Consider the following 14,509-nt stretch of genomic DNA (forward strand, 5'->3'; position numbering starts at 1 on the left):
CAAAAACATGAAAACTCGGGCATTACGAAGCTATCTATGCTTTACTTTACTGGCTACAGCCTTTCTGCTGGGACTGGCCGGCTGTGATAAGGAGGAATCCGAATCGTTAAGAATTGGAGACGATTCATTTAATAATATTGAAAATGGTGTCTGGACTGCTTATTATCCGAATACAAATCAGACGTCTATCACCATTTATGGAGGAGTAAAACCCTATACCGTAAGTAGCAATTCTGATATCCTCAAAGTGAATATGGATAAGCTTTCGGATGCTTTCAACTACGAAACACTGGGCGTTGGTGATGCGGAAGTGACTATTACCGATGCGAAAGGAGAATCCGTCGGTTTAAAAGTGAAAATAGATTATTGGTCTGATAAAATGAAGATCGTTAAGCTGGATGCTTATGTGAAAGGCGATAAGATGACGGTGGCTGCACAAAAGGAACTGAAAGAAAAAGCCTTGGCTTCCATTCCTGTAAAAGCAGGAGGCGGTTATCAGTTTATATATACAAAGGATCAAGGGGGAATTGTATATGTCTATCCGGATAAATACGGTGAGAAATATAAAGAAGGGACTTTCACCCGTAGTTCTCTTGCGGTTGGGAATAGTTCATATCGGAAATATGAAATAAAGTTGGATGGTATGGAAAGGACATATATTGTTCAGAGATATTATCCGTCGAAGACACGAAGTGTGGCTATGGTGCCTTATGGCTTTTATGAGGATCTCCTGGATCAGTTTACAGATGACTATCCCGAAGTGGAAAGTGTATACACCATGCAGGTTGTCAGTGCGGTTTTCTGATCTTGAATGTATGAGAGAACGGGCCTGATAAGCAGCGGGAAGAAGGCTATGATCCTAAAAGTCGGGCCCACTCTCGGTTGGTTAGTGCCGGAAGCTGCTCGGTATCTGTAATAAAGGTTTCGGCCAGTTTGCGCTTTTCTTCTTGCAGTTGTATAATTTTCTCCTCTATGCTGCCTTGAGTGATAAAACGGTAAGCAATCACCTGATTGTTTTGTCCGATACGGTGGGCGCGGGCGATGGCCTGTGATTCGGCTGCCGGGTTCCACCAAGGATCGATAATGAATACATAGTCTGCCTGTGTCAGGTTGAGGCCTACACCTCCGGCTTTGAGTGAGATAAGAAAAGCCTGTATCTTGGGGTCACGGTTAAAGCGTGCTATTTCTTCCGGACGATTGGTTGAAGAGCCTGTCAGGAAGGCGTAATCCCATTTGCGTTTACGAAATTCACCGGCAACTAATTCCAGGTGTTTAACGAAAGAAGAGAAGATCAGAACTTTATGTCCTTCGCTGCGGAGCGTTTCGAAGGTTTCTATAATTTGATATAATTTACCCGAATCACCGATGAAATCGGGTAAAACCAATTGCGGATGACAGGAGAGTTGTCTTAGACGGAGGATTCCATTGAGTACCGTGAAAGATTGTTGTCCCTTCTCTGCAGTCTGTTCCAGTAAGATGTTCCGAAGGCTGTTCTTTTCATGTTGATAGAGTTCGTTTTGTCTTTCTGTCATATCGCAATAAACTACTTCTTCGGTTAATGATGGCAGTTCCGGGGTTACTTCCTGCTTACTTCTGCGTAGGATGAATGGTGTGATGAGCTGACGTAAGCGATCCTTCATTCGTTCGTCTCCTTGCCGGATGGCATTGATAAAATGCTTGCTGAAAGTGGTTTCATTTCCTAAAAGTTCGGGTTGAAGAAAATGAAATTGTGCCCAAAGGTCTTTCAGTGAATTTTCGATGGGAGTTCCTGTCAGGATCAGCCTGTGTTTGCTGCGTAGCTGTATGGCTGAACGAAACGTGAGGGATTCGCTGTTTTTAATGTTTTGACTCTCGTCAAGGACAATGCATTCGAATGTATATTGGCTTAAGGTTGCTATGTTATTGCGCATCGTACCATAAGTAGTGAAAATCAAATGATAACGGTCGAAATATTTTTTCAATCGGGTAATTTCGTTGGGTGAACTTCCATTGTATTCCATCATTGACAGATTGGTGAAACGAGATGCCTCACGTTTCCAATTATGTAAAAGGGAGGTAGGTACGACTATCAGGGTACCGTGTAAAGGGGATATCCGGTTTTGCTTTTGAACCGGTTCCGGAATTTGTGGAACTTGGGGGGCGATCCGGGAGTTTTCTTCCTCTTTGCTTTGCATGGGAAAGAGTGAAAATTGTCCCTTTTCATCGAAGAATACTTGTTTTTGAGGGAGGTAATCCGAAGTGCTTTCCGCTTTTTTCAAATCGATTGTTTCCCGAATAGCTTCGGTTGTATTTCCCGGTTTGTAGACATATTGCAGGAGAGCGAGTGTCTGTAAAGTCTTGCCCAATCCCATATCGTCGGCCAGGCATCCGCCAAATCCTTCAAGATAGAGGTTTGCCAACCATGAAAAGCCTTTCTGTTGATAAGAGCGAAGATTAGCCTTAAGCCCGATGGGTACGGGAATTTCTTTGCTCAGCAACGTTTTGATGCTTGTGCTTTGTCGGTCTTTTTCTAAAATAGATTCTATTACACCGATAAAGGGGCGTTTTAGACGGATCGTTTTGTCTGATTCTTTGCCTGCTTCAAGAAGGTTGGCATACTTGCTGAACCATTCTTCGGGTAGAAGGACAATGCGTCCGTCGGGGAGGATATATTCTCTATTGCCTTCCAGTATGTTTTTTCGGAAGCGGCTGAAAGGAATTCTCTGATTGCCGATGACAACAGTGATGTGTAGGTCAAACCAATCGGGACCGTCTTCACAACTCTGTTCTATCCGGATTTCGGGAAGATAGTACGGTTTGTTTTGTGTATCACTGGACAAGACAAACTCTTCGAGCAACATTTGGCGATGGTGGCTGATCCATTCGGTAATGTTCTTTTCGGGAGCCGCGGATGATAGCTTGAAATGGGAGTCACTGATGCATTGCAAGCCGGCTTTCTGAAGCAGATGTACAGCTTTTCTTTCAGCGGTTGAATTACGCTGGAAATAGTGTATGACGATTTCCTCCTCTTCTTGCTCACGAAAGACAAATTTCCTGGTTTCATCGGAGGGCTGCGGTGAAAAGGACTGTTCGCCGTAACGAAAATCAAGCCGTAACAATGTATCGTTATAAATCGTATCTTCAAGATAGAGATAAGCATTACACGGACGTTTCTCTCTGACGACTTTTAATCCTTGTATACTGATGTCGTGATAACGTGCGAGAGGAATTATGATATTATCTATATATTTTTCGGTTAGTGAAGCATCTGCGCTGATACGTTCTTTTTTAGTGAAGGGTAACAAACGTGAGGCTTCGATGTGGCTAAAAGTATATAAATCCATACCCAGCAGCAGAGTGGCAGGATTTGAGGTAAGGACGACGACAGGTTTCTGCTCCATTAATGAAACCGGAGTATCATCATCGTAGCACTGCAACTGATAACTGAAGTGTTCTTCGGTTACTTTGAATGAAAAATGAGTTTTTAGGTTGTGAGGATGGACGCGGTACGCGTGGTGTTCATAAAGTTGTTTGCTGCCACTTGGCTTTTGATAGAACGGAAGCTGTCCGTTACATATCAGTTCTAGCATTTCCAAGAGCTTTTTCTCGATGAAAGGGCGGATTTGCTGCTTTAGTTTATTGCTGTCCTCGGTTAGTTTACGGAGGAATTTGGGAACTGTCTTCTCACGTGAATAGACTCCCATCAAATATTTCTCAGTATAGTGTGAAGCTATGTCGATAGCTTTTTGTTCCGCTTCATTCATTTTTTTCAGGGCATCGGGAGAAGCATGAAAAGCTTGTTCGATCACTTCCAACGTATTGTCCAAGGCCCGGCCGACGGTGTACGGTACGAGCAATAGTCCCAAAACAGGGTGCTCTACGAGTACAATGACAACTTGGTTCGTGGTAAGTGCTTCTTTCATTCTATCGGGTTTGGAGGATCAAAGATACGGGATTTTATGTAATTTTGCGGTATGATGGAAAAAAACAAACGAGTCTTGTTGGGAATGAGTGGCGGTACAGACAGTTCTGTGGCTGCTATGTTATTGCTTGAAGCCGGTTATGAAGTAACAGGGGTTACTTTTCGTTTTTATGAGTTCAACGGTTCTACTGAATATTTGGAGGATGCCCGTGCGTTAGCTGCTCGTTTGGGTATCGGTCATATTACGTATGACGCTCGCAAAGTTTTTCAAGAACAGATTATAGATTACTTCATTGATGAATATATGTCCGGTCATACTCCGGTACCCTGTACTCTTTGCAATAATCAGTTGAAATGGCCCTTGTTGGCAAAAATCGCCGATGAAATGGGCATTTTTTATTTGGCTACGGGACATTACGTGAGAAAACAGTGGGTAGATGGGAATTATTATATTGCACCTGCTGAGGATGTGGATAAGGATCAGTCCTTTTTCCTGTGGGGGTTAAAGCAAGAGATTCTGCAACGCATGTTACTCCCGATGGGTGGAATGACTAAGTCTGAAGCACGTGCTTATGCCGCCGGGAGGGGATTTGAAAAGGTCTCGAAAAAGAAAGATAGTATCGGTGTTTGTTTTTGTCCGCTCGATTATCGTAGCTTTCTGAAGAAATGTCTTTGTGATGAGTCCGGAGATAAGAACCGTAACATATACAGAAAAGTAGAGAGAGGACGATTCCTCGATGAAAGCGGCAATTTTATAGCTTGGCACGAGGGATATCCTTTTTATACGATTGGCCAACGTAGAGGATTGGGCATTCAGTTGAATCGTGCTGTTTTCGTAAAAGAAATCCATCCGGAAACGAATGAAGTGGTATTGGCATCCTTGAAATCACTTGAGAAATCAGAAATGTGGCTGAAAGATTGGAACATAGTGGATGAATCTCGTCTGTTGGGCTGTGATGATGTCATAGTGAAAATACGGTATCGGAAACAAGAAAACCATTGTTCGGTTACAATCACTCCTGAAGGGTTGCTACACATACGATTGCACGAACCTTTATCTGCTATTGCAGAAGGACAAGCTGCCGCTTTTTACAAAGACGGTTTGTTGTTGGGAGGAGGGATCATAACGATGAGCGATCAACGATGAGTGGGCTGCGCTATTTACATTATATTCATCGTTGATCGTTCAAAACCACCGGTCGTTCATCACCGTTCATTCAAAGCAATCATTTCTTCAATATAATCTCTTGTATTGCTTAGTCTTGGAACTTTATGCTGACCGCCTAATTTTCCTTTCTTCGCAAGCCAGTCATGAAAGAGGCCCTTGCGTGCTACAATTACCTCTAATGGCTGGAGAGCAATATCTTTCCATCGTTTTGCTTCATAATCCGAATTGACCTCTTTCAGGGTAGCATCCAGTATCATTGCGAATTTCTCGATGGAATCGGGCATTTTGGCAAATTCAATAAGCCATTGATGACGGCATTTGGCATTTGCATCCATAAATACGGGAGCAGCAGAATATTCGCTGACCTGAGCTCCTGTTTCGGCGCAGGCTTTGGCAAGTCCTTTCTCGGCATTATCTACGATTAGCTCTTCGCCGAATGCGTTGATGAAGTGCTTGGTACGTCCGGTAATGACGAATTTATACGGATTCTTTCGGGTGAATTTTACTGTATCCCCAATCATATAGCGCCATAATCCACAAGAGGTGGAAATCACCATTGCATAGTTCTTATTTAATTCTACTTCTTCCAGGCAATAAGTACGGGGATTTTCTTTTTCTACATCCTCCAAAGGAATAAACTCGTAGAAAACACCATAGTCGATCATCAATAGCATAGACGGGTCGGAAAGGTCATTCTGTGTGCCGAAATAGCCTTCCGATGCATTATAAGTTTCGACATAATGCATTTTAGAAGAATGAATGACTTGTCTGTATTGTTCGCGGTAGGGGGTAAAAGCCACACCGCCGTGGAAAAATACTTCCAGATTGGGCCATACCTCTTCTAAGGTTTGTTTGCCTGTTTTCTCAAGGATACGTTTGATGAGTACCAGCATCCAGGAAGGAACACCGGAAAGGTTGGTCACATCCACCGGTATGGTACTGTTGGCGATAGCTTCAATCTTAGCCTCCCATTCGTCCATTAACGCGATTTGTTTGCTTGGCACGCGTATCAGGTTGATCAGTGGACTGACATTTTGAATCAATATGGCCGAAAGGTCGCCCACCAGGCTGTGGTTGGAGTTGAGGTTCGGGCTGTGGCTACCTCCCAGAATTAATCCTTTACCGGAAAAGAAACGACTTTCGGGGTTCATGCGAAAGTAGATTGCAGCTGCATCTTTTCCGCCCCGGTAATGAATATCCTCCAAGGCTTCCTTGCTGACCGGGAGGAATTTACTCTTATCGTTTGTTGTACCCGAAGATTTGGCAAACCAGCGTATCTCCGAAGGCCACAACAAGTTTTGTTCGCCCGCGCGGAGACGCTCTACATAAGGTTTAACTTCTTCGTAGGTTTGTATGGGGAGGCGATTTTTAAAGTCTTCGTAATTGCGGATAGATTTATAATCGTACTTCTTTCCCCATTCGGTATTTTCTGCTTGTTTCACCAGACGAGTCAATACCCGGTGTTGTATTTCTCCGGCTTGTGTATCGTAAAGATCTATTGCTTTTAAACGGGAATCAAAAACTTTGCTTATAATCTTTGTAATATTCATTGCTCTTTAACATATAATGTTTAGTCGTGCAAAAATAGCCTTAATTATCTTTTTTTTCTATCTTTACGACGGAAATAATAGTTAAAAGTGAGGATATGTCATGCTTTTGTATGTAATAGAGTAGCTTTTTTCTTTTAAATACGTAATATTCAATAAAAAAAGAGCAGCAATGAAGATCGGAATTCTTACATCAGGCGGCGATTGCCCCGGTATAAACGCTACAATTCGTGGGGTATGCAAAACAGCTATTAATCATTACGGGATGGAAGTTGTAGGGATTCACAGTGGTTTTCAGGGACTGTTGACGAAAGAAGTAGAATCGTTTACTGAAAAATCTTTGTCCGGATTGTTGAATTTAGGCGGTACCATGCTGGGAACTTCGCGGGAGAAACCGTTTCGTAAGCAAGGCATTATCTCGGATGTAGATAAACCTGCGTTAATACAACGTAATATTGCAGAATTGGGTCTTGATTGTGTAGTGTGTATCGGGGGGAATGGTACACAGAAAACCGCTGCAAAGTTTGCTGCGATGGGAATCAATATTGTTTCTGTGCCCAAAACGATCGATAACGATATCTGGGGTACCGATATCTCTTTCGGATTCGACTCGGCAGTGAGTATTGCTACAGATGCTATTGACCGGCTTCATTCCACGGCGAGTTCGCACAAAAGGGTGATGGTGATCGAGGTGATGGGACATAAAGCCGGTTGGATTGCTTTATATTCGGGCATGGCAGGTGGAGGCGATGTTATTCTGGTACCGGAGATACCTTACAATATTAAAAATATAGGAGATACGATTTTAAATCGCTTGAAGAAAGGAAAACCCTATTCGATTGTAGTGGTTGCCGAGGGCATCCAGACCGATGGACGTAAACGTGCTGCCGAATATATTGCTCAGGAGATTGAATATGAAACGGGTATTGAGACACGTGAAACTGTATTAGGTTATATTCAGCGTGGTGGGTCGCCTACACCTTTCGACCGTAACTTGTCTACCCGTATGGGAGGACATGCAACAGAACTGATCGCTAATGGACAGTTCGGTCGTATGATTGCTTTGAAAGGGGATGAGATATCTTCTGTTGCATTAGAGGAGGTAGCCGGAAAGTTGAAGTTGGTGACCGAGGAACACGATCTTGTGGTGCAGGGACGCCGGATGGGAATCTGCTTTGGATAAACAGTGTCTGTATTTGGATTACACACTGATCTCTTCGGTTGATATAATTTCGTCGATCTGTTGATTTTCTGCGGTCAGAGACGTTTCTGATTCGGGAGTCGTATCTTCTGCAGGTACATTATTCTGTGTTTTGGCTTCTTGTACACTTGCCATAAACTCAGGATCTCCTTTAATCTTTTTGAGGGTCATCTGTGCTGCATTCTGTTGGGATTCTTTTTTAGAGTATCCTGTTCCTGATCCACCGAGTATGCCTTCGATTCGCACTTCTGTCTGGAATACAGGATTATTTTCTTTGTCGAGGGACTGCTCAATCAATTCGAAAGAAACTTCCATCTTGTTTTTTTGACTCCATTCAATCAATTTTGACTTGAAGTTGACCTCCTTACGTGAAAGTTTATCCAAATCGATATAAGGTTCGATGATTCTTCTTTCCATGAACTGTTTGCAGCATTCATATCCGCGGTCAAGATAAATTGCACCGATGAAGGCCTCAAATGCATTGCCATACATGTAGCTGTTGTGGGAGGAAGAGCGTGTCGAATATTTGATGAGTTTATCCAAGCCTATTTCGACAGCCAGTTTGTTCAAAGTCTCACGTTGAACGATTTTAGAACGTGTATTGGTCAGGAATCCTTCCCTTTTACCTTCGAAGTGTTGATAGACAATATCTCCTACGATGGCGTCAAGGATGGCGTCACCGAGGAATTCCAGGCGTTCATTGTTCAACGGACGTCCTTTTTCCGAACGTACTGCCGTTGATTTATGCAGTAGAGCCTGCTCGTACAGCCTGATGTTGCGGGGATAGAACCCGAGTATACGGTAAAAACAAGAATAAGACTCTCTATCCTTGCGGAACAGGAGTCTTATCTTATCTATTTTATTACGTAACACGACTTTATTCAGCGTATTTCTTGAAGATTACACAAGCATTGTGACCGCCGAATCCGAATGTATTCGAAAGGGCAACATTAATTTCGCGTTTCTGTGCTTTGTTGAACGTGAAATTAAGATTATAGTCAATGTTCTCGTCATTGTCACCTTCGGCATGATTGATAGTCGGAGGAACGATGCCGTTCTTAATAGCCAGAATACTTGCAATTGATTCTACCGCACCGGCAGCGCCCAACAAGTGACCTGTCATTGATTTGGTTGAACTGATATTCAACTCAAAAGCATGTTCACCAAATACTTCTTTGATTGCTTTGGCTTCCGATATATCTCCGACCGGAGTAGATGTTCCATGAACATTGATGTAATCCACTTCTTCAGGACTCATCTCTGCGTCTTCCAGGGCATTCTTCATCACCAATTTTGCACCGAGTCCTTCCGGATGAGATGCTGTCAGGTGGTGAGCATCAGCAGACATACCTACGCCGGCAACTTCTGCATAGATTTTTGCGCCACGGGCTTTTGCATGTTCCAGTTCTTCAAGAATCAAACATCCACCACCTTCACCCATTACAAAGCCGTCACGGCTTGCACTGAACGGACGAGATGCAGATTGTGGTTCGTCGTTACGAGTTGACAATGCATGCATAGCATTGAAACCTCCTACACCGGCAGCTGCGATAGCGGCTTCCGAACCACCGGATACAATCACGTTTGCCTTACCCAGACGGATCAGGTTGAATGCATCGGCGATGGCGTTAGTAGAAGTTGCACATGCAGAACAAGTTGCGTAGTTCGGGCCGTGGAAGCCATACATAATAGAAATCTGTCCGGCAGCAATATCTGAAATCATCTTAGGGATGAAGAACGGATTGTACTTAGGACCGTTTTCTTTGTGAAGGGCGTAATTACTCGTTTCCTCCTCAAATGTACGTATACCACCGATACCGGCACCAAAAATAACGCCGATTCTGTTTAAATCCTCATTTTCGATATCAAGACCCGAGTCTGCAACTGCTTCTTTGGCAACGGCAACGGCATACTGTGTGTACAGGTCCATTTTACGAGCCTCTTTGCGGTCGATATATTGAGTTGCATCGAAGCCTTTGACTTCACATGCAAATTGAGTCTTGAATTGCGATGCATCGAAATGAGTAATAGGTCCTGCTCCACTAACCCCGTTCACGAGGTTCTCCCAGAATTCCGGGACATTATTGCCAACAGGAGTAATGGCGCCCAGACCTGTTACTACAACTCTCTTTAATTCCATACTGATGAAATCGAATTACTTAGCGTGTTCTTCGATGTAAGCTACAGCATCCTGTACTGTGCCAATCTTTTCAGCTTGGTCATCAGGAATAGAGATACCGAATTCTTTTTCGAATTCCATGATAAGTTCTACAGTGTCAAGAGAATCAGCTCCCAGGTCGTTAGTGAAGCTTGCTGTTTCTGTAACTTCTGATTCTTCTACGCCCAATTTATCGACGATAATCGCTTTCACTCTTGATGCAATTTCAGACATAACTTTAAGTTTTTAATTAATAATTAGTTTTATTTCTTTAAATTTGCGGTGCAAAGGAATAAATATTTATCGTCCTGCGCAAATTTTTGATTAAATAAATGCAATCTTTTGCACATTTTTCACTGTTTTGTGCACTAAAAGGTCTGATTATGGGAAAAAACATCGCTATTTTTGCTTCCGGCTCCGGTACAAATGCTGAAAACATTATCCGGTATTTCGAAAAAAATGCTTCTGTTAGAGTGAGATTGGTTCTTTCTAACAGGAAAGATGCGTATGTTTTGGAGCGTGCATGTCGTTTAGGAGTGCCTTATAGGGCTTTTCCGAAGTCTGATTGGGAAGCTGCGGAGTCCATCTTGGATTTGCTGCGTAAATATCAGATAGACTTTATTGTGCTGGCCGGTTTTCTGTTACGTATTCCGGATGCACTTTTGCATGCTTATCCTGATAAAATTATAAATATTCACCCTGCACTTTTACCTAAATTTGGCGGAAAAGGGATGTATGGCGACCGGGTACATGAGGCGGTGGTAATGGCAGGTGAGTCCGAAAGTGGGATTACTATACATTATATAGATGAGCATTACGATGAGGGAAGTACTGTTTTTCAGGCAAAATGCCCGGTACTTCCCGGAGATACCCCTGCGGATGTGGCTAAAAAAGTTCATGCATTGGAATATGAATGGTTCCCCAAGATCATAGAGCGCGTTGTAAACAGCTTATAAGATGATCGGGGACATTCTCCACAGATTATATCCATGATTATTTAGTTATTACGATCCGATACGCACCTTCCTCTCTTCTTAAAGGATAGTCTCCCCGAAGTTGTTCGAAGAGCCCCGGGTGAGATTTCAGGGCATCACTGTCTCTGCGAGGATCGTAAATCATAAGGGATGCCTCTTCATAAGTTGCAGTAGAAATCAGTTTATTCTTCGGTTCCGGAGGAGTAATCCGATAGTCGGTTTCTATCCGGAAGAACCGGCATAAGGCTTCGAGTGACATTCGGGTTGCATTTGCTTTCCCGTCCGCTGAATATCCGGCGATGTGGGGAGTGCCTATAATTACTTTCTCCAGCAGTTCAAGGTCGATATCCGGTTCATGTTCCCATACGTCAATGACAGCATCAGACAGAATGCCGGACCGGAGAGCTTCAAGCAGTGCTTCTGTTTCGATGACTTCACCGCGTGAAGTGTTCATGATTACCGCTCCTTTTTTCAGTGAATGGAAGAAATGCTTGTCCGCCAAATGATACGTTTTATATTTCCCCTCCTTATATAAAGGTACATGGAAAGTGATAATATCGCATTTTTCGGCTATACTTTTTAAAGAAGCGAACATTGTACTTTCTTCTCTCTCTTCTCTCGGAAGGTCATTCAGCATCACTTGTATTCCTAATTTTCGGGCTACATCAGCTACTTTGCTTCCTACATTTCCCACACCTACAATACCGATGGTCATTTGATTCAATTTCATACCACGGGTTTGCTGTAAGATAAATAGTGCGGATTGGATATACTGTGCTACGGAAGCCGAATTACATCCCGGAGCATTAGTCCATGTGATGCCGGCTTCACGGCAATAAGCCGTATCGATGTGGTCGAATCCGATCGTGGCAGTTGCGATGAACTTTACTTTGCTTCCGGCAAGCAGTGAACGATCACAACGGGTGCGTGTACGGATGATTAACGCATCGGCATCTTGCACTAGTTCAGGCGTAAAATCTTTTCCGGGGGCGTATATTACTTCGTCCGCTATTTGTTCGATAGCTTCTCTGATGTAAGGTATTTTGTTATCTACAATTACTTTCATGATTGGTTAGGGGTTTGCATGCAAAGGTAGGAAATAAAAAGCAGGAAAGATTGGCTATATGGAAAATATTGCATAGATTTGCCCGGTAATGCGCATTACGATAAGTTTGAACTTAGACAATTTATATTCATAATGAAGTGTATCCACATTATTACTCCGGTAAAAGATTCTATCGAGTTGACGTTGCAAACGGCTGAAGCTATTTTAAAATCAGATTTCACCGTTCCTTTTCATTACACTATTTACAATGACTTCAGCACCGATGAAAATACGAAACAATTGAAGGAGGCATCCCTTAAGATGGGATTTGAATTGGTCAATCTGTCCGAGATCACTTCTCATCCTTCTCCCAATTATTTGCTGGTGCTCCAGATGGCACAAGAGAAGGCCATTGCCGCCGAAGCGGGATTGTTGATCGTGGAATCTGACGTGATTGTGAAGAAACATACTTTACAGTCTCTTTTTGATGGTGCGCAGGCTCGCAAAGATTGCGGTATAGCTGCCGCGGTGACAGTAGATGAACATGAGGCGATCAATTATCCCTATTTATATGCAAAAGGCAAAGAGAATCAAGTCTTCCCGGAGAAGAAGCATCTTAGCTTCTGCTGCTCTTTGCTGACGACTGACTTTTTACGTGCTTTTGATTTCCATTCTCTGAACCCGGAGAAAAACTGGTTTGATGTGACCATTTCTCATCAGGCTCTTGAAAAGGGTTTTGTTAACTATCTGTTTACTACCTTGACTGTTTGGCACCGTCCGCATAGTAGCCGTCCGTGGAAACAGTTGAAATACACTAATCCGCTTAAATATTACTGGTTGAAATTTACTAAAGGATTAGATAAAATTTGATGGTATGACAAAGAGGCTGACGAAAATTGGTGTAAACCCTGATTTTCAGGAATTATCTTCGTTTGTACATGAGCTCCCTACTGTATTCGAAACAGGGGGTAAAGTGATTTACAAAGGACGTAACGAGCTTAAAGAGTTTGATGTAGAGGGTAAGAAGCTGATTGTAAAGTCCTACCAATTACCTCATCTGTTGAATCGTATTATCTATAATTTTTTTCGTGCCTCAAAGGCCAAACGTTCGTATTCCTATGCTTTGATGCTCCGTAAATTGGGTATCGGATCACCGGCGCCTGTGGGATATTATTCTACAGGTTCATGGCTTTTGTTCGGTAGAAGTTATTTTGTGTGTTTGAAGTCAGATTGTCCTTATACATATCGTGACTTTGAAAAAACGGTGTTTCCGAATCAGGAGCAGATCTTACGTGCCATAGCCCGGACTACAGCCATGTTGCATGAGAATGGACTGTTGCACAAGGATTACTCTGCCGGTAACATTCTTTTTCGAACAATTGATGAAAAAGTAGAAGTGGAGATCATCGATTTAAACCGTATGCGTTTTGGAAATGTGGGTATAGAAGCGGGATGTAAAAATTTTGAGCGTCTTCCCGGTACTCATGAGATGTTTGCCATATTAGCCGAAGAGTACGCCAAAGCCCGTGGCTTTGACGTACAAACTTGTTTGGAACTTATTGAGCAAGCTCATAGTCTTTCAGATTAATATATTTTGATTTTTTTATTCCTGTTATGTAGAGGAGTCTTTTGAATCCGGTGATGACACGTGTCTGAAAGTCAATAATAGGGCGTGTTCCTTTCCATGGTGTCATGTCGAGGTATTTAAAATATTCTTGTTTCAAAGGGTGCATACTGTCATAATTCCATGGCTTTTTATTGGTATAATGAAGAATTGCCGGGTGCAGTAAAGCTTCTTTTAAGCCGCTATGCTCTTTCACCTTGTGACTGTAAGTTCGGCGGTAGAACGTGTCTTGCACATTCCAGCGGAAAGGTACGAATAATTTGTCCTTATACAACAGTGCATTGAGAAGATCTTGATCATTGAACCGGATACGATCGGAATGTGCCAGAAAATACTGTTCACACATTTCGTCTATTTTGTGTTCCCTCCAATACTTCAGGTTGATCAATAATACTCCGGCATTAAAATAAGAGTACTTCTTGTCGTATTGCAAACGGGAATAGTATTCCTCTTCGTCACTACCGATATCTTCTATACATCCTATTGCATATTGCGTAATATCTGTATTCCAGAATTCACTTATATCATTCAGGACCACAATGTCACAGTCTATATATAGGATTTTGTCAATATTTACAGGCAGTATCCGGGATAAGAGACAACGATAGTATGTTGCAATCGAAATTCTGTTTCCACTTTTCTTGATGGAAAAATTGTTTAAAAGATCTTTTTCCGGGAAATAAAAACAGATTTTGTTTCCGTATGACTCTGCAATGCTGGAAAGTGCTTTTTGATCGGCCTCCGGCAAAGTACTGGCTATGATATGAACACAAAATTCAGAATTACGATTGTTGGCGAACAATGAAGTCAGGGTTACAGCACAGTGAATCGTAAAGTTAGAGTCGATGTTACATGCAATGTGTATCATGGTGATTGAGTTTATGGTTTGTA

13 protein-coding genes are annotated in these 14,509 nt (G+C 42.6%); 6 read left to right on the forward strand and 7 right to left on the reverse strand.

Going from position 1 to position 14,509, the window contains the following annotated elements; translation table 11 throughout:
- The first annotated feature begins 7 nt into the window (after nt 1–7).
- A complete protein-coding gene (locus BSHG_RS16425; protein WP_008657972.1) occupies nt 8–805 on the forward strand; it encodes a hypothetical protein in 798 nt (265 codons plus the stop codon).
- Between the two features lie 46 nt (nt 806–851).
- On the opposite strand, the gene BSHG_RS16420 is transcribed toward BSHG_RS16425, so the two are convergent.
- The gene (locus BSHG_RS16420; protein ID WP_008657973.1) at nt 852–3,902 is read right to left on the reverse strand and encodes a DEAD/DEAH box helicase; all 3,051 of its coding nucleotides are present in this window, start codon (nt 3,900–3,902) and stop codon (nt 852–854) included.
- A 54-nt stretch (nt 3,903–3,956) separates the two neighbouring features.
- Between BSHG_RS16420 and mnmA the strand changes: the two genes are divergently transcribed.
- On the forward strand, nt 3,957–5,048 hold the full coding sequence (mnmA, locus tag BSHG_RS16415; RefSeq protein ID WP_005796817.1) for a tRNA 2-thiouridine(34) synthase MnmA: 1,092 nt from the start codon (nt 3,957–3,959) through the stop codon (nt 5,046–5,048).
- 59 nt (nt 5,049–5,107) lie between these two features.
- Here mnmA and BSHG_RS16410 read toward each other — a convergent pair whose 3' ends face one another.
- Entirely contained in the window at nt 5,108–6,619 is a 1,512-nt protein-coding gene (locus BSHG_RS16410) for a GH3 auxin-responsive promoter family protein (protein ID WP_005783832.1), read from the reverse strand.
- Between the two features lie 169 nt (nt 6,620–6,788).
- Between BSHG_RS16410 and BSHG_RS16405 the strand changes: the two genes are divergently transcribed.
- Nucleotides 6,789–7,799 carry an ATP-dependent 6-phosphofructokinase gene (locus tag BSHG_RS16405; protein WP_005779516.1) on the forward strand — a complete coding sequence of 337 codons (1,011 nt, stop codon included), beginning with the start codon at nt 6,789–6,791 and terminating at the stop codon, nt 7,797–7,799.
- An 18-nt stretch (nt 7,800–7,817) separates the two neighbouring features.
- Here the strand turns inward: BSHG_RS16405 and rnc are convergent, their stop codons facing one another.
- Genes rnc through BSHG_RS16390 form a run of 3 tightly spaced genes read right to left on the reverse strand, consistent with a single transcriptional unit; the run spans nt 7,818 to nt 10,209 of the window.
- A complete protein-coding gene (gene rnc, locus BSHG_RS16400; RefSeq protein WP_005796814.1) occupies nt 7,818–8,690 on the reverse strand; it encodes a ribonuclease III in 873 nt (290 codons plus the stop codon).
- Between the two features lie 4 nt (nt 8,691–8,694).
- Nucleotides 8,695–9,957, reverse strand: coding sequence for a beta-ketoacyl-ACP synthase II (gene fabF / locus BSHG_RS16395; RefSeq protein ID WP_005783836.1), 1,263 nt, complete (start codon nt 9,955–9,957; stop codon nt 8,695–8,697).
- 15 nt (nt 9,958–9,972) lie between these two features.
- Nucleotides 9,973–10,209, reverse strand: a complete 237-nt coding sequence (locus BSHG_RS16390; protein WP_005779510.1) for an acyl carrier protein — start codon at nt 10,207–10,209, stop codon at nt 9,973–9,975.
- A 98-nt stretch (nt 10,210–10,307) separates the two neighbouring features.
- Here BSHG_RS16390 and purN point away from each other — a divergent pair, with 98 nt between their 5' ends.
- On the forward strand, nt 10,308–10,931 hold the full coding sequence (gene purN / locus BSHG_RS16385) for a phosphoribosylglycinamide formyltransferase (RefSeq protein WP_005783840.1): 624 nt from the start codon (nt 10,308–10,310) through the stop codon (nt 10,929–10,931).
- 37 nt (nt 10,932–10,968) lie between these two features.
- On the opposite strand, the gene pdxB is transcribed toward purN, so the two are convergent.
- Nucleotides 10,969–12,015 carry a 4-phosphoerythronate dehydrogenase PdxB gene (gene pdxB / locus BSHG_RS16380; RefSeq protein ID WP_005783842.1) on the reverse strand — a complete coding sequence of 349 codons (1,047 nt, stop codon included), beginning with the start codon at nt 12,013–12,015 and terminating at the stop codon, nt 10,969–10,971.
- A 132-nt stretch (nt 12,016–12,147) separates the two neighbouring features.
- On the opposite strand from pdxB, the gene BSHG_RS16375 reads away from it, so the two are divergent.
- A complete protein-coding gene (locus tag BSHG_RS16375) occupies nt 12,148–12,864 on the forward strand; it encodes a glycosyltransferase family 2 protein (RefSeq protein ID WP_008769187.1) in 717 nt (238 codons plus the stop codon).
- A 4-nt stretch (nt 12,865–12,868) separates the two neighbouring features.
- Nucleotides 12,869–13,582 (forward strand): lipopolysaccharide kinase InaA family protein, encoded by a 714-nt coding sequence (locus BSHG_RS16370; protein WP_005796811.1) that lies wholly within the window; start codon nt 12,869–12,871, stop codon nt 13,580–13,582.
- On the opposite strand, the gene BSHG_RS16365 is transcribed toward BSHG_RS16370, so the two are convergent.
- Nucleotides 13,551–14,486 (reverse strand): glycosyltransferase family 8 protein, encoded by a 936-nt coding sequence (locus BSHG_RS16365; RefSeq protein WP_005783848.1) that lies wholly within the window; start codon nt 14,484–14,486, stop codon nt 13,551–13,553. The genes BSHG_RS16370 and BSHG_RS16365 overlap by 32 nt on opposite strands.
- Between the last annotated feature and the right edge of the window lie 23 nt (nt 14,487–14,509).

The sequence above is a fragment of the Bacteroides sp. 3_2_5 genome (genome assembly GCF_000159855.2).
GTDB lineage: Bacteria > Bacteroidota > Bacteroidia > Bacteroidales > Bacteroidaceae > Bacteroides > Bacteroides fragilis.